This is a genomic window from Agrococcus sp. UYP33 (assembly GCF_054060915.1).
Map to the genome: position 1 here is coordinate 729,666 of NZ_JBSSDR010000001.1, position 18,192 is coordinate 747,857.

Below are 18,192 nucleotides of genomic sequence, written 5' to 3' on the forward strand. Positions count from 1 at the left end.
GGGGCAAAGGTCCGGTCAGCCCGGCAGGTCCTGCACGCGCACCCCTGCTCGCATGACCGACGACGTCCACTGGCGACCGTCGAACCAGCGGGCATCCGCACGCCGGTAGGGGTCGGGGTACCAGGCGGGCTGAGCCTGCCCCGTGCTGGCCGTTGGCAGCCCGACCGGGCGCGGGGCGCCGTCGTGGGGTGTGGCGGCGGCGGCGCGCGTCCCCGGCGCGGCCTGCGCGTGCTGCTGCGCGACCCAGGCCTCGTAGGCGCGCGCCTGCTGCTCCTGCGCCTCGCGCTCCAGTCGGTCGAACTCCGCGGGCGTGAGGATGGGCGGGGGCTGCTTCCGCTGCCCGAACGACGGGGGCTGAGCCTGCGGCCGCTGCTGCGGCGGCGCTGCGTGCTGCGAGGGTGGCGCCGACCGTGGCGGCACGGCCTGCTGGGGAGCCGGCTGCTGCGGTGCCGGCTGCTGCGGTGCCAGCTGCTGGGGTGCAGGCTGCTGGGGCGCAGGTCGGGACGTCGGCTGCGACGGCGACGGCCGGGAGGCCGGCACGACCGGGTCGACGAGCGCGCCCTGCTGCTGGCCGAACGACGAGGCGCGCGGCGGCACGGAGGCGGTCGAGCCCGGTGTCGGACCGACGGGCGGCAGCGGCGCGGGCTGCTGCGTCGCCGCCGGCTGCACGGGTGCCGACTGCATCGGCGCCGACCGCACGACAGGCGAGGCAGGCTGCGGCGGCGGCATCGTGCCTGCCATCCGCAGCCCCGCCTGGGCCACCTGCCGGCCTCCGCCAATGTGCGGCGTCGGCACCGACGAGGCGGCGGGCGGCGCGAGCGTGCGGGCGTCGCGCGCCGCGTAGTAGTGCATCGACGAGTCGGCCGGCCATTGGCCGTCGATCCGCAGGTGCGAGGCGCCACCCGGCTGCATCGGCGGAACGAAGGTGAGCCGGGTGCCGGTGCCGGCAGGCGCGCGCACCGTGATCTTCGCGCCCTCCACCTGGCCGGAGGTGCGGGTCACGAACACCGTCACCGGCAGGTCGCCCGCGGGCACGTGCAGGGTCGTGTCGCCCCAGTCCAGCGGCACGCGCAGCCCGCCGATGTCGAGGGTCGGCGGCTGCCGGTAGGCGTCGATGCGACCGTCCTGGCTCGCGCAGTGGACGATGAGGAAGCTCGGCACCGGCATCCTCCTTCCCTGCTCGACGGGATCGACGGGCAGGGCCATTCAACCAACGCGCTGTGCGCGTGGGCTGTGAGTGCGGTCAGCGAGCGCCTGCCTCGGCGAGCTCGCCGCGCCGGTCGGCCCGCGTGCCCTTGCCGACGCGGATGCGCCGGCGCTCGATCGCGCCCTCCACGACGAGGTAGAGCACGGGCAGCACCACGAGCGTCAGCAGCGTCGACGAGATGAGGCCCCCGATCACGACGATCGCGAGCGGCTGCGAGATGAAGCCGCCCTGACCGGTGAGCCCCGCCGCCATCGGGATGAGCGCGAAGATCGTCGCCGCCGCCGTCATGAGGATGGGCCGCAGTCGGCGCTCGGCGCCCTCGACGAGGGCATCGCGCACGCTGAGCCCCCGGTCGCGGTACTGGTTCACGAGGTCGATGAGCACGATCGCGTTCGTCACCACGATGCCGACGAGCATGAGCACGCCGACCATCGAGGCGACGCCGAGCGGCACGCCGGTGATGAGCTGCATCGCGATCGCGCCGGTCGCGGCGAACGGCACCGAGACGAGCAGCAGGAACGGCTGCAGCAGGCTCTTGAAGGTCGCGACCATGACGACGTAGACGAGCAGCACGGCGATGAGCGCCGCGATCCCGAGCTGCGTGAACGCATCCGTGATCTGCGTCGCGACGCCGCCCACGGTCGCGGTCGCGCCGTCTGCGAGCTCGAGCTCGCCGAGCGCGCTCTGCACGCCGCCCGAGATGCCGCCGACGTCGGCGGCGTCCGGCGTGACCGTCACGGTCGCGGTGCGGGCGCCGTCGCTCGTCTCGATCGAGACGGGGCCCTCGATCTGCGAGACCTCCGCGACGTCGGCGAGCGGGAGCGGGCCGTTCGGGGTCGGCAGCTCGAGCTCGCGCAGCTCGTCGAGCGTCGCGGCAGGCGCGATCGCGTCGAGCCAGATGCGCACGAGCGAGCCCTCGAGCTGGATCTCGCCCACCGGGGTCGGCTGCATCGCCTGCGCGACGAGGCCCGAGACGGCGGCTTCGCTCAGCCCCAGGCTCGCGGCGAGCTCGCGGTCGACGGCGACCTGCACGAGCGGCTGCGCGCCCTCGAGCGAGTCGGTCACCTGCGCGACGCCCTCGAGGCCCGTGACGGCGTCGACGACGGATGCGGTGGCCGCGTCGAGCGCGTCGGGCGTCGGCGCCTGCACGTCGATCGCGATGTCGCTGCCGCCGAGCCCCGCGGACTGGCCGACAGTGATCTCGCCCTCCGCGCTCTCGGCGGTGGCGAGGATGCGCTCGCGCAGCGCCGGCATGTCGGTGCCCTCCGCGGCGATCACGCCGTAGGAGATGGCGCCGCCACCACCGCCGCCCGTGAAGGCCGCGAACGAGGAGGCGCCGCTCGAGACGGTCGCCGAGACGGTCTCGACGCCCTCGAGCTGCTCGAGCTCGGTCGTGAGCGACTGCGCGGCGTCGAGCTGCGTGTCGAGCGATGCGCCCGGCTCGAGCGCCTGCGAGACCTGCACGGTGGTCTGGCCGTCGTCGCCGAGGAAGTTCGTCGCGAGGAGCGGGAACGCCGCCACGCTCGCGCCGAGGATCGCGACCGCGCCGACGAGCACGAGCCACGGGCGGCGCAGGGTGGCGAGCAGGATCGGCCGGTAGCCGCGCCGCAGCCGGTCGCGGCGCTCCGGGGCGTCCGCGGGGCGGGGCGCCGCCTCGTCGGCGACGGCCGACGTGGCGGTGGCCGACGTGGCGGTGGTCTCGGATGCGCGGTGACGGCCGGGCAGGCGGCGGCCGAGCAGGCGGCGGCGGCGCGTCGGGCGCGGCTCGGCGACGACGGCAGCGGCGGGGGCGGCCGCCGCGGCCTGGGCGTCGACGTCCACGGCCTCCTTCGGCCGCTTGAGCAGCCACGAGGCGAGCACGGGCACGATCGTCAGCGAGACGATGAGCGACGAGAGCAGCGCGAGCGTGACGGTCAGCGCGAAGGGCCGGAAGAGCTCTCCGGTGATGTCGCTCACGAAGGCGAGCGGCAGGAACACGATGACGGTCGTGATGGTCGAGGCGGTGATCGCGCCGGCGACCTCGCGCACCGCATCCACGATCGCCCGCGACCTGCTGGCGCTGAAGGCCAGGTGGCGCTTGATGTTCTCGATCACGACGATCGAGTCGTCGACGACGCGGCCGATCGAGATCGTGAGCGCACCGAGCGTGAGCACGTTGAGCGAGTAGCCGAAGCCCCACATGCCGATGAAGGTCATGAGCACGGAGATCGGGATCGACACCGCCGTGACGAGGGTCGAGCGCAGCGACCAGAGGAACACGAGGATGACGAGCACGGCGAAGACGAGGCCGAGCACGCCCTCGACGGCGAGCGCCTCGATGGAGTGCTCGATGTAGGGCGCCTGGTCGAGCACCGTCGTGAAGGTGACGTCGTCGCCGAGCTCGGACTGCAGGCCGGGCAGCAGCTCCTGCACGGCGTGGGAGACGTCGACGGTGTTCGACGCCTGCGTCTTCGTGATGGAGAGGATGATCGCGGGCTCGCCGTCGACGAGGGCGATGGACGAGACCGGGTCCTGCTCGAGGGCGACGTCGGCGACGTCGGCGATCGTCAGGGTGTCGGCCGGCGGTGCGTTCGCGGGGTTCGCGGGATCGGGCTCGGCGGCCTGCTCGCGGCTGAGCGGGAGGCTCGCGACATCGTCGACGGAAGCGAGCCGCTCGCCGATCTGCACGCTGAGCGTCTGGTCGCCGTCGTCGACCGTGCCGCCGGGCAGCAGCTGGCCGTGCTCGTCGATCGCCTCGGTGATGTCGAGCCGCGACAGGCCCGCGGCCGCGAGCGCCGCGTCGTCCGGGTCGATCGTGATGCGCTGGCCCGGGGCGCCCTGCAGCTGCACTGCGCGCACGCCCTCGGTGCGCTCGAGCTGCGGCACCGCGACCGTCTCGATGCGGTCGACGAGCGCAGCCTGGTCACCGGGGCTCGAGATCGCGATGCGCAGCACCGGGAAGTCGGCGATCGAGCCGGTGAGCACGGTCGGCTCGGCGTTCTCGGGCAGCTGGGAGAGGATGCGGTTGACCGCCTGCTGCACCCGCTGCTCGGTGGTCGGGATGTTGATGCCGTAGGTGAACTCGGCGAACACGACGCTCGAGCTCGTCGACGACGTGCCGGTCGTGCCCTCGAGCCCTGGCACCGACTGGATCGCGCGCTCGATCGGACCCGTGACGTCCTCGCTCATGATCTCGGGGCTCGCCCCGGGCAGCGTCGTCGTGACGACAACGGCGGGGAGCTCGAGCTCGGGGGTGAGCTCGGTCTTGAGGCTGGAGAGGGCGACCCCGCCGAAGATGGCGATGCAGATCGTCGCGAGGACGATGAGCGCACGGTTCTTCAGGCTGGCGAGCGAGAGCAGATGCACCTGGCGATCCTCGCATCACCGGCTGTGGGGCGGATATGGGGGCTGACCCCCGCATCCGCCCCACGTCCTGCGCCTACCGCTGCCGCCGCTCGGCGAACACCCGCATGGCGTCGCGGACGTACTCGGCGCCGTCGGCGCCGCCATAGTTGGCCGCGAACCGCGGGTCCGCGACGTACATGTCGCCCATGCTCGCGAACATCGCGGGGTCGGGCTCGGCCGTCTGCCAGCCGGCGCCGATCCAGCGGTAGTGGCGCTCCGCGAGCGCCTGCACCCGCTCCGAGTCGGCGGGCTCACCCGCCTCGCGCGCCGCGGCGTAGCCCGCGGCGATGTCGCGGTGCTCCTGCTGGAAGCCGCGCTTGTCGTCGTCCGACATGCCCTTCCACCAGCGCTGCCCGCGCTGCCAGGCGTCGGCGCCCCAGCGCTCGGTCACCTCCTGCTCGTACTGGCCCTGGTCGAACCCGTCGAGCGCTCCCTCTGCCGTCATGGCGGCTCCTCCCTCTCGTGCCCGCAGCGTCTGCTCGACGGCGCGGATCTGCCTCTGGATGCGGTCGGCCTCGCGCCCGAGGTCGGCGAGGTGCCCCGAGAGCGCCTCCTCGTCGGACGCGCGCTCCAGGCTCTCGGCGATCGCGGGGATCCCCACGCCCAGCCCGCGCAGCAGCAGGATGCGCTGCAGGCGGGCGAGCGATGCCTCGTCGTACCAGCGCATCCCGCCCGCGTCGGTGCGGGCGGGGGCGAGGATGCCGACGGCGTCGTAGTGCCGCAGGGTGCGGCTCGAGACGCCGGCGAGCTTCGCGATGCGCTGGATCGACCACTCCATATCGACGACGCTACGGGTTGACGTTGCGTCAACGTCAACCCCCTCGCGTCGGCCCGCTCGCTCCGCCGCCTACGCTGGCTCGCATGCGCCTCGCCCGTTCCGTGCTCGCCGTCGCGGCGGGCGGCGCGATCGGCACGGCCGCGCGAGCGCTGCTCGAGGCCGCGATCGCCGACTGGTGGGCGCTGCTGGCGGTGAACGCCGTCGGCTGCGCGCTGCTCGGCCTCGCGGTCGCCGCGCTCGCGGGCGCGCCCGACTGGCTGCGGCACGGGATCGGCGCGGGGCTCCTCGGCGGCTTCACGACCTTCAGCGCGATCGCGGTGGCGAGCGCCTCGGCGAGCGCCGCGGGCGACGGGTGGTCCGCGCTCGTGCCGGCGCTGCCGGGCATCGCGATCGCTGTCGGCATGCTGCTCGCCTGCCTGCTCGCCGCCTGGGCGGGGCTCGCGCTCGGCCGTCGCCTCGCCCGCGGGCGGGCCGCGTGACGCCGCTCGAGCTGCTGGCGATCGCCGGCGCGGGCGGCATCGGCGCGGTCGTCCGCTTCCTGGCGGGTGCGCTCGCGCGCGAGCGCCCGGTGCGTGCCACGATCGCCGTGAACCTCGTCGCGAGCCTGCTCGCCGGCATCCTCACGAGCCTGCTCGTGCTCGACGACGCGTGGCGCGCGATCCTCGTGACCGGCTTCTGCGGCGGACTCTCGACCTACTCGGCGTTCGCGGTGCAGGCGGTCGAGCAGCTGGAGCACCGGCGCACCGGCCAGGCGCTCGCGACGGTCGCGGTCACGGTCGTCGGCGGGGCGATCGCCGCATCCGCAGGCCTGCTCGTTGGCGCGATGCTCGCGCCGGCGACCGCGGCCTGAGGAAGCGGAACCCTATCCCCACGCATCGCGGGGCCACAGCCGACAGGCGGGCTCGATGCTAGGATGGAGGTTGGACTTAAACCGCAGTTCTCTCACCGTTCGCCGGCCCCGGGCCGGCGCAGTCCGCAAGGGGGTCCAGCATGGGACGTGGTCGGCAGAAGGCCAAGCACACGAAGCTGGCGCGCGAGCTGAAGTCGTTCAGCCCGAACATCAACTACAACGTCCTCGCGGCAGAGCTGGGAGCGACCCCCGAGGCCGGCCCCGACGCCGAGAAGTGGGCCGACTACGCGGAGTACGCGCCGGCCACCGAGACCGACGACGACGACGACTACGCTGACGAGTACCAGACGGGCCGCAGCGCCTGAGCCACCACCCCGGCTCCGCTGCGCCTAGGCGAAGGAGCCGATCGTGACCTCGCACGTGCCCACCGCACCGCTGAACGCGCCCGCCGCCCTCGGCAGGCATGCCACCGAGACGGCGCCGGTCTTCGAATCGCTCTCGGTGCTCGACCTGTTCAAGATCGGCATCGGCCCGTCGTCGTCGCACACCGTCGGCCCGATGCGGGCCGCGCTCGACTTCGTCGTGCAGGCGGATGCGTCGGGTCGCTTCGACGAGATCGTACGGCTGCGAGTCGACCTGTTCGGCTCGCTCGGCGCGACCGGCTCCGGGCACGGCACCGACACGGCGATCATGCTCGGCCTCTCGGGCCTCGCGCCCGACACCGTCGAGACGCCGCAGATCGCCGAGACGCTCGAGCGCATCCGCTCGACCACCGAGCTGCGCCTCGGCGGCCGCCGCCCGGTCGCGTTCGACGAGGCGAAGGTCTTCGTCTTCCGCCCGCTGACCGTGCGCCCCGAGCACCCCAACGCGCTGCGGATCACCGCGTACGACGCCGACGACGAGACGATCGCGACCGCCGGATACTACTCGATCGGCGGCGGCTTCGTCATGCGGCACGACGAGGGCGACGTGCTCTCCCCCGTGCCGGCGCCGGCGATCCAGGCGCATCCGATGCCCTTCCCCTTCTCGCACGGCGACGAGCTCGTCGCGCGCTGCCGCGAGACCGGCATGTCGGTCGCCGAGCTCATGCTCGAGAACGAGACCGCCTGGCGCCCGCGGGAGCAGACGATCGCGCAGCTCGAGCGCATCTGGGAGGTCATGCAGGAGTGCGTGGCGCACGGCATCGCCACCGACGGCATCCTGCCGGGCGGGCTCGACGTGAAGCGGCGCTCGAAGGACTGGCAGGAGAAGCTGCTCGCGCGCGACGCCGCCCCGAAGACCGGCAGGCCCGACCTGCTCGAGGGCATGGAGTGGGTGAACCTCTACGCGCTCGCCGTGAACGAGGAGAACGCCGCGGGTGCGCGCGTCGTGACCGCGCCCACGAACGGCGCCGCGGGCATCATCCCCGCCGTCATGCACTACGCCGACCGCTTCGCGAACTGCGTCGACGACGAGGTGCCGTGGCACGTGCGCTTCCTGCTCGTCGCCGGTGCGATCGGCATCATCATCAAGTCGAACGCGTCGATCTCGGGCGCGGAGGTCGGCTGCCAGGGCGAGGTCGGCTCGGCGTGCGCGATGGCCGCGGCGGGGTTCGCCGCGGTGCTCGGCGCGACGCCCGAGCAGATCGAGAACGCGGCAGAGATCGGCATCGAGCACAACCTGGGCCTCACGTGCGACCCGATCAAGGGGCTCGTGCAGATCCCGTGCATCGAGCGCAACGCGATGGCGAGCGTGAAGGCCATCAACGCGGCGCGGATGGCGCAGCAGGGCGACGGCACCCACTACGTGAGCCTCGACACCGCCGTCGAGACGATGCGCCGCACCGGCGCCGACATGAGCGACAAGTACAAGGAGACCTCGCTCGGCGGGCTCGCCGTGGCGTTCATCGAGTGCTGAGCGCGGCATCCGCCGCCGCGCACGACGAAGGGCCCGCCGATCGGCGGGCCCTTCGTCGTCGAGCGATGGGTCAGTAGCCGGTGGTCGCGTAGGGCGCGACCGCGGCGAAGATGATGCCGAACAGCACGACGGGCCAGAAGATGAACGCCCAGATGAAGCCGAGCACCGAGGTCACGAGGCCCCAGATCGCCATCGTCTTGCCGGCGGGCTCCTTCGCGAGGCCGATGCCCGAGAGCACCGCGCCGGCGATGGCGTTGATCCAGATGGGGATGATGATGCTGGAGATGCCGAGGATGAGTCCCCACATCGACAGCTTCTTCGAGGTGGAGGGAGCAGCGCTGTAGCTGGGCGAGCTGCCCTGGTAGGGCTGGTAGCCGCTGGCGGGCTGGTAGCCGCTGTCGGCCGGCTGGTAGCCGCCCTGGGGCTGCTCAGGAGGGGTGTAGGTCATCGTGGTTCCTCGCGTGACGAAGGCTGGTGCAGGGACGCGGGACGCGTCGGCTCCAGCGTAGGGCCGATCGCCGGACGACGGCAGGGTCAGACGGCGCCGGCCGTGAGGACCATCGCCATGAGCACGCCGAAGAGCGGCAGCAGGTAGAACAGCAGCACGAAGAGCAGGCCGATCGCCGAGGCGATGAGCCCCACGATCGCCATGACCCTGCCGGCCGGCTCGCGCTTGAGGGCGATGAAGCCGAAGACGATGCCGAGGATCGGCACGACGACGAGCGTCCACGCGAAGACGAACGAGCAGAGCCCGAGCACGAGCGCGGTGATCGACAGGCCGCGCTGCGGCTGCGGCGCGTAGGCGTAGACGGGCGTGCGGTAGACCGGTGCGCCGTAGTGGGTGACGCTCGACGCCTGCGCGGCGGCGGGGTGGATGAGCGGCGCGTCGCGGCCCTCGAGCGGCGGCTGGCCGTAGCGGGCCGTGGGCTGCGGCGGCGCGTAGCCGGGGCCGGGGCGGGCCTTCGCGCTGCCCGGCCGCGGGTCGTTGTACTGCTGCGGGGCGCCGTACTGCGGCGCCGCGTAGCGCTGCGGCTGCCGCGGCTCGCGCTTCGGCTCGTCGGCGCTCGCCGACGGCGGCGACTGCACGGCCGGCGACGCGTCGCGCGGCCGGAAGCGATCCGGATCTGGCTGCATCCCGTACCTCCCTGTGCTCGTCGACGTGTGCTGCTCGGCTCGATGCAGGGCAACCATAGGCCGCCCGGGTCCGAGTCTCCTGGACGTCCCGTGGCAGCTGCGTGGGCGCTCAGCGGTAGGCGCCGGCCAGTCGCACGGCCCCGCCGTCGACGCCCTTGGCGCCCTGCACCCATCCCGCGCCCTGCAGCGCGTCGGTGCCGATCGGCTCGACGCGGCCGACGGTGGCGGCGGCGATGCCGGCCCGCTCGCTCGCGGCGACGACCGACGTGGCGTCGGCCTCGTCGACGACGACGAGCATCCCGAGGCCGAGGTTCCAGGTGCCCTCGGCCTGCGTGAGCGGGAAGCCGCCCAGCTGCGCGAGCGCGCCGAACACCGCGGGCACCTGCCAGCCGCTGCGGTTGATCTCGGCCGACATGCCCTGCGGCAGCACGCGCGCGAGGTTGGCGGCGATGCCGCCGCCGGTGACGTGCGAGATGGAGCGGATGCCGAGGCCCTCGTCGAGCATGCCGAGCAGCGGGAGCGTGTAGAGCCTGGTCGGCTCGAGCAGCACCTCGGCGGCGACGCCGCCCAGGTCGTCGACCCGGTCGGTGAGGGCGATGCCGCGCTCCGCGAGGATGTGGCGCACGAGCGAGAACCCGTTGGAGTGCAGCCCCGACGAGGCCATCGCGACCACGACGTCGCCGGTCTGCACGCGCTCGGCGCCCAGCACCGCATCCGCCTCGACGATGCCGACCGCGGCGCCCGCGACGTCGTAGTCGTCGGGCTCCATGACGCCCGGGTGCTCGGCCGTCTCGCCGCCGACGAGCGCGGTGCCGGTGGCCTCGCAGCCGAGCGCGATGCCGCGCACGATGTCGGCGATGCGCTCGGGCACGACGCGGCCGCACGCGATGTAGTCGGTCATGAAGAGCGGCTTCGCGCCCACCACGACGATGTCGTCGACGACCATGCCCACGAGGTCCTGGCCGATGGTGTCGTGCTTGTCGATCGCCTGCGCGAGCGCGATCTTCGTGCCGACGCCGTCGGTCGACGTGGCGAGCAGCGGCTTCGCGTAGGCGCCGGCCGCCGAGAGGTCGAACAGGCCGGCGAAGCCGCCGACGCCGCCGAGCACGCCGGGGCCGTGCGTGCGCGACACGGCGGCCTTCATGAGCTCCACCGCGCGGTCGCCCGCCTCGGTGTCGACGCCGGCGGACGCATACGGATCGGTCATGCTCCCAGGCTACCGAGCCCCGACACCGCGGGTGATCCTCGACGGAGCGATCGGCGGCGCGAGGGGATCGTGCCCTCGCGCCACCAGCTGCTCCGTTGGGAGTCCAGCGCGGATGGTTGGATGGGGGCGGCACACCCACCACTGTCGACGGAGACGCCCATGCATGCACTCGTGACCCGAGGCAGGCCAGGACTCGAGCTGATCGAGCTGCCCGAGCCCGAGACCCCCGCTGGCCACGTCAAGGTGCGCGTGCTGCGCGCCGGCATCTGCGGCACCGACCTCCACATCGACGCGTGGGATGCGTGGGCGCAGTCCGCGGTCACGCCCGGCCTCACCGTCGGGCACGAGTTCTGCGGCGAGATCGTCGAGGTGGGCGAGGGCGTCACCGACTACGCCGTCGGCCAGATCATGTCGGGCGAGGGCCACGTCGTCTGCGGCCACTGCCGCAACTGCCGCGCCGGGCGCCGTCACCTGTGCATCCGCACGTCGAACCTCGGGGTGCAGCGCGACGGCTGCTTCGCCGAGTACGTCGTGCTCCCCGCGTCGAACGTGTGGGTGCACCCGGGCGTGACCGCCGGCTCGGCGACGCCCGACCAGCTCGACGTCTTCGGCATCTACGACCCGTTCGGCAACGCCGTGCACACGGCGCTGAAGTTCCCGGTGATCGGCGAGGACGTGCTCGTCACCGGCGCCGGCCCGATCGGGCTCATGGCGGCGATGGTCGCCCGGCACGCGGGCGCGCGCCACATCGTCATCACCGACATCGCCGAGCCGCGCCTCGAGCTCGCGCGGTCGCTGGGGTTCCGCGCGCTCGACCCGCGCGGCGACGCCGATGGGCGCTCGCCGCTCGCGGCCGTGCAGCACGAGCTCGGCATGCAGGAAGGCTTCGACGTCGCGCTCGAGATGTCGGGCGCGCCGAGCGCGCTCGGGAACATCATCGAGAACCTGAACTTCGGCGGCCGGATCGCCGTGCTGGGGCTGCCGTCGCGGCCGATCGAGATCGACTTCGGCAAGGTCGTCTCGCACATGCTGACGATCCAGGGCATCTACGGCCGCGAGATGTACGAGACCTGGTACGCCATGTCGGCGATGGCGCAGACCGGGCTCGACGTGGCCCCCGTCATCACCGACCGCTTCGCCTTCGCCGACTGGCAGGGCGCGTTCGACCGCGCGCGATCGGGCGCGGCCGGCAAGGTCATCCTCGACTTCACCAGCACCGACACCAGCACCGACTCACAGGGAGCCTGAACCGTGTTCTCCGCCCGCGCATCCATCACCGAAGAGCTCGCCGACATCGAGGCCGCGGGCCTCACGAAGCGCGAGCGGCCGCTCGACTCGCCGCAGTCGGCGACCGTCGTCGCGGGCGGCGCGGAGGTGCTCAACTTCTGCGCGAACAACTACCTCGGCCTCGCCGACCACCCGCAGATCGTCGAGGCGGCGAAGGCCGCGCTCGACGACTGGGGCTTCGGGATGGCCTCGGTGCGGTTCATCTGCGGCACCCAGACCCAGCACCTCGAGCTCGAGTCGCGGCTCGCGACGTTCCTCGGCCAGGACGCCTGCATCCTCTACTCGTCGTGCTTCGACGCGAACGGCGGGCTCTTCGAGACGCTGCTCAGCGCTGACGACGCCGTGATCTCGGACGCGCTCAACCACGCGTCGATCATCGACGGCATCCGGCTGTCGAAGGCCGCCCGCTACCGCTACGCCAACCGCGACATGGCCGAGCTCGAGGCGCGGCTGCAGGAGTCGGCCGGCGCGCGCCGCCGCCTCATCGTCACGGACGGCGTGTTCTCGATGGACGGCTACCTCGCCCCGCTCGAGGCGATCTGCGACCTCGCCGAGCGCTACGACGCGATGGTGATGGTCGACGACTCGCACGCGGTGGGGTTCACCGGGCCGTCGGGCGCCGGCACCCCCGAGCTCGCCGGGGTGCAGGACCGGGTCGACATCATCTCCGGCACGCTCGGCAAGGCGCTCGGCGGCGCCTCCGGCGGCTACATCGCGGCGCGCGCTGAGATCGTCGACCTGCTGCGCCAGCGCTCGCGGCCCTACCTGTTCTCGAATGCGCTCGCGCCGTCGGTCGTGGCGGGATCGCTCGCCGCGCTCGACCTCGTCGAGGGCGCTGGCGAGCTGCGCGAGCGGCTGCAGCGCAACACCGTGCGCTTCCGGGAGGGCATGGAGGCGGCGGGCTTCGAGCTGCTGCCCGGCGAGCACCCGATCACCGCGGTGATGTTCCACGACGCGCGGCTCGCGGGCCGGATGGCGGATGCGATGCTCGAGGAGGGCGTGTACGTCACGGCGTTCTCGTTCCCCGTCGTGCCCAAGGGCCAGGCGCGCATCCGGGTGCAGCTCTCCGCAGCGCACTCGGACGACGACGTCGATCGCGCGGTCGCGGCCTTCGCGGCCTCGCGCGACCGCGTCGCCGCCTGATCGCGCCGTGGGGCTGCTCGACCGCTGGCGACGTCGCCGCACCGACGTCAGCGTGCGGCTGAACCTGCCGCTCGAGCCGATGCATCGCGGCGACTGGTACGAGGATGCGCTCATCCGGCGCTTCAAGGAGCAGCGCCGCGGCAACCGCATGACGGGCGGCGGCACCGAGCTCGACGCGGATCGCCGCATCGTCGCGGCGGTCGTCGACGTCGCGCTCGTCGATCCCGTCGACGACGAGCTCGACGACCTGATCGACCTGCTCGTCGAGCAGTGCGCACCGAGGGGCTCCTCCCTCTCGATGCTCGGCCGCGCGAAGGTCGAGTTCGGCGAGTGCGGCGTGCTCGCGCTGCACCTGCCCGCCGCGGCGCCGCCCGATGTCCGCTACGAGCACGTGCCCTGCACGTACGCGGCCATGGACTTCATGGAGCAGCTGCCCGACGCCGCCGACGGCGTCTTCGTCGTGCAGACGTGGTGGAGCGACGCCGACGGGACGACCGTGTACATCTCGGCGCCCGATCTCGAGCGGGCACGGGCGATCGTCGAGCCGATGATCGCGGCGCACCCGGTCGGCGCCGGCCACGCGTTCGAGGTGCTGGTGCCCTGAGCGCGGGGCCGTCGTGAGCCGGCGGCGACCGCGGGCGAACGCGCATCCGCACTCGCCGCGACCACCATCGGGGTACACGAGGTCATAGACGCCCGCCCTGGCCGCGCGTACCTTCGACGCCATGTCGCGGATCGCGACCGAGCGCGGAGGAGGTCTGCGTGGCGAGCGACGTCGAAGGGCCCGCGCGCCGGGACCGCCGCTGGGCGAGGGTCGCCGCGGCCGCACTCGGCGCGCTCGCCCTCTGCTCGCTCGGCGTGCCGCTGCTCCACCAGACGCTGACGCAGGCCGCCGCCACGCGCCTGAGCGACGGCACGCTCGCGGCACCGGACCTCGGCACGGTCGACCTCGGCGGGCTCGACGGCCCGGCGACGGGCGGTGACGCCCCCGGCGACCGCTCGCTGGTCGCGGTCGCCGACGGCACCGCTGCTCGCGGCGACGGCCCGGCCGTGCACGTCACGGCCTTCGCGGGCGGATCGCGCACGGAGACGGCGCTCGGGCTCCGCGGCGATGTGCTCGGCGTCGCCCTCTCGCCGACGGCGGACCTGCTCGCGGCCGTGGACGCGACCGGCGCGCTGTCGCTGTTCGAGGTCGAGGGTGCCGACGCGTCACCGCTCAGCGCGACGACCGTGGAGCTCGACGGCGCGGCCGGCGCGGCGGTCGCGACGAGCGCCGACGGCGCGTACGTGGCGGTGGCGCCCGCGGGCTCCCACCGGCTGCAGCTGCGCAGCCGCGGGAGCGGCCCCGCTCGCGAGGTGGACCTCGATCGGGAGATCACCGCCGTCGCGGCCGGACCGGCATCGACCGTGTACGCGCTCACCGACAACGCGGTGTTCGTGCTCGACGCGGCGGCGGGGCGTGTGCTCGACTCCGCCATCCCCCCGAGCGGTGGCCCGACGGGCGTGGCGCTCGTCGACGACGGCGCCGCGGTCGCCGTCTGGAACGACGCCGAGCTGCTGCTGCTCGACCCCCGCTCGCTGCACGCCTCCGCGCGCTACGACCCCGCGGATCCGATCAGCGGCGCCGCCGACGGGTCGACGGTCGGCACGCTCATGGTCGCCACCGGCGGATCCGTCCCTCGCCTGGCGCTCGTCGAGCTGGGCTCGGGCGCGACCCTCTCGGAGATCCGCCTCAGCACCCCGCTGGCGACGGCCGCCCTCGGCCACACCCGCGACGCCGGGTCGCTGCTCGTCGCCACGACGCACGGCGTCGCGCTCGGCTCCTGGAGCGCGTCGCGCGTGCCCTGGGCGACGTGGTGGGCGGTCGCGGCCTCGCTCGCGCTGCTGGCCGGCGTCTGCGTCGTCCTCGCCGTGCGGGCCGACCGCCCGCGCGCGATGGTCGCGACGGCCCCGATCATCGCCGAGACCTACCCGGCGGTGCTCGCGGTGCCGACCCGCGAGCTCGCCGAGCGCCTGACGCAGCCCGGGCTCTCGCGAGCGCCGCCGGAGGACGCGCCGCGACCCGGCGAGTCCATCGCCGACCGCATGGCGGCGCTGTCGTTCGACGTCGTCGCACCGGCGGACGAGCAGCGGGTCGTCGAGCTCATCCGGTCGGAGGCGCTGGGCACGACCGACGACACGACGCAGCTCGCCGTCGACCGCATCCTCGTCGGGAGCACGGTCACCGGCGGCGTGCGCAGGCACGGCGTGCGGGTGGCGACCTTCGTCGTGGACCTCTCCCCCGCTGCCGACGGCGCGACGCGCGCCCGCTTCCGGGTGCGGTGGTTCCTGCCGACGCCCGCGATGGTGCCGTTCGTGGCGGTCGACGACGAGCACAGCGTGGCGCTCGAGCCGCTGCGCGAGCTCTCGGAGCGGCTCGCCGACCGGCTGCAGCACCCGGGGGCCTGACCGGGTCTGGGCATCCTCCGCGCCTCAGGCGATCCAGGCGCGACCGGAGGGCGCGACCCGCGATCGCGCCGCGAGGCGGTCGTGCGCGGCGAGCAGCCGGTCGACGTGCACGGCGGGCGAGGCCTCCGATGCGAGCGCCGCCGCGCCGAGCGCTGCGTCGAGGAGCGCCGACCGGTCGGCGACCAGGCCCAGGATCGTCGCCGCCAGCCCGGCTGCGGTCGGAGTCTCGGCGGCGATCGCGGCGGGTCGGAACTCCGCCGCCAGCACGGGGTCGCTCACGATGATCGGGCGCCCCGCGCGGAACGCCTCGAGCGCGACCATCGGCTGGTTGTCGAAGCCGCACGAGGTGATGACCGCCGCGTCGGCGTGGCCGAGCAGCGCCGCGACCTCGTGCGGCGCGACGCGGCCGTGCGCGACGACAGAGGCCGATCGCGCGCGGCGGGGCAGCCGGCCACCGGCGACGTCGAGCCGCACGCGCCCTGGGCCCAGCGCCGCATCCACCAGGCGCATCGCTTCGAGCGCGACGTCGAGCCGCTTCTCGGGCGCAAAGCGTCCGGCCCACACGAGCCGCAGCTCGTCCGTGCGCGATCGTCGGGCCGACGGCATCGCTCCCACCGCGTTCCCGATCACGGTCACGTGCTCGACGCCCGCGGCACCCAGCGCCGCCGCCTGGTGCCTCGACGGCGACACCACGAGGTCCGCAGCCATGCACGCGCGCCAGGTCATGCCGCGGAGCGCCGAGTCGAGTGGGCGGTCCGCCGTGCGCGGCGCCGCTCCGCGCAGCCCCGTCAGCGCAGCGTGGAGCGCCGTCACCACGGGCGCGAGCGGCGCGGCGATGCGCGGGGCGCGCCAGAAGAACGTGTGGCCGACATGCATCGTGGGCGTCGTCCGGGCGCGCGCGACCGCGATCGCGGCAGCCGCCAGGCCCAGCTCCGAGTGCACGACCACCAGGTCGATGCGCTCGTCGTCCATCAGGCGGGCGAGCACGCGACGCGTGCGCGCGCCGTTCACCACGATGGGCAGCGCGACACCGGGCACCGCACCCCACGACGCGGCTCGCCGCAGGGTCGCGCCGACCGCCGCGAGCGCGGCGTCTCCCGGCGCGTCCGGGGCGATGACGGTCACGGCGTGGCCGGCGGCCAGCAGTGCCGCGGCCTGCTGGCGCAGCGCCGCCTGGGCGCCGCCGAGGTACTCGAGTCGGTAGTCCATGACGAGGAGGACGCGGCGGGGCTGCACACCTCCACGATGCGCGGTGCCGCCCGTCGACGCCCTCGACCTCCGGGCCGAGGACCCTCGTCCTCGAGGACGATCTTCGTCCGGCTCCCGGGGCGCGGCTCGGCACGCGCGCCTCGGTAGACTGGACTCCTCCCCCCGCGACAGAAGGAGCTCGCCTGTGTGCGGCATCGTCGGCATCGTCTCCGACTCGAGCGTCAACCAGCAGGTCTACGACGCACTCGCGCTCCTCCAGCACCGCGGGCAGGACTCCACCGGCATCGCGACGGCCGAGCACCGCTCGATCCACGTCAAGAAGGCCAAGGGCCAGGTGCGCGAGGCGTTCCGCACCCGCGACATGCGGGCGCTGCTCGGCAAGATCGGCCTCGGCCACGTGCGCTACGCCACCCGCGGCGAGGCGACCAACGAGCTGGAGGCGCAGCCGTTCTACGTGAACGCGCCCTACGGCATCGTGCTCGTGCACAACGGCAACCTCACGAACACGCGCGAGCTCGAGCACGCGCTCGCGACCGTCGACCACCGGCACGTCAACACCGGCAGCGACACCGAGATGCTCGTCAACGTGCTCGGCTCCGAGCTGCAGACGCTCGTCAAGGGCGGCGACCTCGACGCCGAGCGGCTGTTCACCGCCGTGCGCCGCGTGCACGAGCGGGTCGAGGGCTCCTACGGCGTCATCGCGCTCATCGCCGGCCACGGCCTGCTCGCCTTCCGCGACCCATTCGGCATCCGCCCGCTCGTGCTCGGCTCGCGGCTCGCCGAGAGCGGCCGCACGGAGTGGATGGTCGCGAGCGAGTCGGTGGCGCTCACCGGTTCCGGCTTCCACATCGAGCGCGACGTCGCGCCGGGCGAGGCCGTGTTCATCACCCCCGACGGCGAGCTCGCCTCCGCGCAGACGCACGACGCCCCGGTGCTGCTGCCGTGCTCGTTCGAGTACGTCTACCTCGCGCGCCCCGACTCGGTGATGAACGGCATCAACGTCTACGAGTCGCGCCTGCGCATGGGTGAGCGGCTCGCCGACACGATCGAGCGCTACACGCCCTCCGGCGCGATCGACGTCGTCATGCCCATCCCCGACTCGTCGCGGCCCGCCGCGATGGAGGTCGCGCGCCGGCTCGGCATCGAGTACCGCGAGGGCTTCTACAAGAACCGCTACGTCGGCCGCACCTTCATCATGCCCGGGCAGCAGGAGCGCAAGAAGTCGGTGAAGCAGAAGCTCAACGCGCTCGAGAGCGAGTTCCGCGGCAAGAACGTGCTCGTCGTCGACGACTCGATCGTGCGGGGCACGACGAGCCGCGAGATCGTCGAGATGATGCGCTCGGTCGGCACGAACTCCGTCACGTTCACCTCGGCGGCGCCACCCGTGCGCTACCCGCACGTCTACGGCATCAACATGCCGTCGCGCGCCGAGCTGATCGCCTCCGGCCGCTCGATCCCGCAGGTCAACGACGCGCTCGGCAGCGACTTCCTCGTCTACCAAGAGGTCGACGACCTGCAGCGCGCCATCCTCGACGGCTCCGACATCCAGGGCCTCGACATGTCGTGCTTCACCGGCGAGTACGTCACGGGCACCGTCACCGACGAGTACCTCGACTGGGTGGAGCGCACCCAGCTCAGCTGACCGCTCC

The 18,192-nt window shown here is 73.5% G+C and carries 16 protein-coding genes; 9 read left to right on the top strand and 7 right to left on the bottom strand.

Annotation, left to right across the window (positions count from 1 at the left end; genetic code table 11):
* Positions 1-15: 15 nt before the first annotated feature.
* The 3 genes from ACVWW9_RS03525 to ACVWW9_RS03535 form a co-directional block, all read right to left on the bottom strand.
* Complete coding sequence (locus tag ACVWW9_RS03525) at positions 16-1,161, bottom strand: DUF2510 domain-containing protein (RefSeq protein ID WP_456514393.1); 1,146 nt, start codon at positions 1,159-1,161, stop codon at positions 16-18.
* A gap of 82 nt (positions 1,162-1,243) precedes the next feature.
* On the bottom strand, positions 1,244-4,552 hold the full coding sequence (locus ACVWW9_RS03530; RefSeq protein ID WP_456514394.1) for an efflux RND transporter permease subunit: 3,309 nt from the start codon (positions 4,550-4,552) through the stop codon (positions 1,244-1,246).
* Between the two features lie 73 nt (positions 4,553-4,625).
* Positions 4,626-5,369: a MerR family transcriptional regulator gene (locus ACVWW9_RS03535; RefSeq protein WP_456514395.1), complete on the bottom strand. Its 744-nt coding sequence runs from the start codon at positions 5,367-5,369 to the stop codon at positions 4,626-4,628.
* 83 nt (positions 5,370-5,452) lie between these two features.
* Here ACVWW9_RS03535 and ACVWW9_RS03540 point away from each other — a divergent pair, with 83 nt between their 5' ends.
* From ACVWW9_RS03540 to ACVWW9_RS03555, 4 genes are all read left to right on the top strand, one after another.
* Positions 5,453-5,848 carry a CrcB family protein gene (locus ACVWW9_RS03540; RefSeq protein ID WP_456514396.1) on the top strand — a complete coding sequence of 132 codons (396 nt, stop codon included), beginning with the start codon at positions 5,453-5,455 and terminating at the stop codon, positions 5,846-5,848.
* Positions 5,845-6,219, top strand: coding sequence for a fluoride efflux transporter FluC (locus tag ACVWW9_RS03545; RefSeq protein WP_456514397.1), 375 nt, complete (start codon positions 5,845-5,847; stop codon positions 6,217-6,219). Before ACVWW9_RS03540 ends, ACVWW9_RS03545 begins: the two co-directional genes overlap by 4 nt.
* Before the next feature lie 140 nt (positions 6,220-6,359).
* On the top strand, positions 6,360-6,584 hold the full coding sequence (locus ACVWW9_RS03550; protein WP_354258375.1) for a DUF3073 domain-containing protein: 225 nt from the start codon (positions 6,360-6,362) through the stop codon (positions 6,582-6,584).
* Between the two features lie 70 nt (positions 6,585-6,654).
* The gene (locus ACVWW9_RS03555) at positions 6,655-8,115 is read left to right on the top strand and encodes an L-serine ammonia-lyase (protein ID WP_456515401.1); all 1,461 of its coding nucleotides are present in this window, start codon (positions 6,655-6,657) and stop codon (positions 8,113-8,115) included.
* Between the two features lie 70 nt (positions 8,116-8,185).
* Here the strand turns inward: ACVWW9_RS03555 and ACVWW9_RS03560 are convergent, their stop codons facing one another.
* The 3 genes from ACVWW9_RS03560 to purM all read right to left on the bottom strand — a co-directional run bounded on the left by ACVWW9_RS03560 (position 8,186) and on the right by purM (position 10,456).
* Entirely contained in the window at positions 8,186-8,563 is a 378-nt protein-coding gene (locus ACVWW9_RS03560; protein WP_354258372.1) for a hypothetical protein, read from the bottom strand.
* An 86-nt stretch (positions 8,564-8,649) separates the two neighbouring features.
* On the bottom strand, positions 8,650-9,249 hold the full coding sequence (locus ACVWW9_RS03565) for a DUF4190 domain-containing protein (RefSeq protein ID WP_456514398.1): 600 nt from the start codon (positions 9,247-9,249) through the stop codon (positions 8,650-8,652).
* Positions 9,250-9,358: 109 nt separating this feature from the next.
* Positions 9,359-10,456, bottom strand: coding sequence for a phosphoribosylformylglycinamidine cyclo-ligase (gene purM / locus ACVWW9_RS03570; RefSeq protein WP_456514399.1), 1,098 nt, complete (start codon positions 10,454-10,456; stop codon positions 9,359-9,361).
* 159 nt (positions 10,457-10,615) lie between these two features.
* On the opposite strand from purM, the gene tdh reads away from it, so the two are divergent.
* From tdh to ACVWW9_RS03590, 4 genes are all read left to right on the top strand, one after another.
* Positions 10,616-11,704, top strand: coding sequence for an L-threonine 3-dehydrogenase (tdh, locus tag ACVWW9_RS03575; protein WP_456514400.1), 1,089 nt, complete (start codon positions 10,616-10,618; stop codon positions 11,702-11,704).
* 3 nt (positions 11,705-11,707) lie between these two features.
* Entirely contained in the window at positions 11,708-12,886 is a 1,179-nt protein-coding gene (locus ACVWW9_RS03580; protein WP_456514401.1) for a glycine C-acetyltransferase, read from the top strand.
* A gap of 7 nt (positions 12,887-12,893) precedes the next feature.
* On the top strand, positions 12,894-13,490 hold the full coding sequence (locus ACVWW9_RS03585) for a hypothetical protein (protein ID WP_456514402.1): 597 nt from the start codon (positions 12,894-12,896) through the stop codon (positions 13,488-13,490).
* Between the two features lie 158 nt (positions 13,491-13,648).
* Complete coding sequence (locus ACVWW9_RS03590) at positions 13,649-15,334, top strand: hypothetical protein (protein WP_456514403.1); 1,686 nt, start codon at positions 13,649-13,651, stop codon at positions 15,332-15,334.
* Between the two features lie 24 nt (positions 15,335-15,358).
* Here ACVWW9_RS03590 and ACVWW9_RS03595 read toward each other — a convergent pair whose 3' ends face one another.
* A complete protein-coding gene (locus ACVWW9_RS03595; RefSeq protein ID WP_456514404.1) occupies positions 15,359-16,543 on the bottom strand; it encodes a glycosyltransferase family 4 protein in 1,185 nt (394 codons plus the stop codon).
* Positions 16,544-16,727: 184 nt separating this feature from the next.
* Here ACVWW9_RS03595 and purF point away from each other — a divergent pair, with 184 nt between their 5' ends.
* Positions 16,728-18,185, top strand: a complete 1,458-nt coding sequence (gene purF / locus ACVWW9_RS03600) for an amidophosphoribosyltransferase (RefSeq protein WP_354258350.1) — start codon at positions 16,728-16,730, stop codon at positions 18,183-18,185.
* The last annotated feature ends 7 nt before the right edge of the window (positions 18,186-18,192 follow it).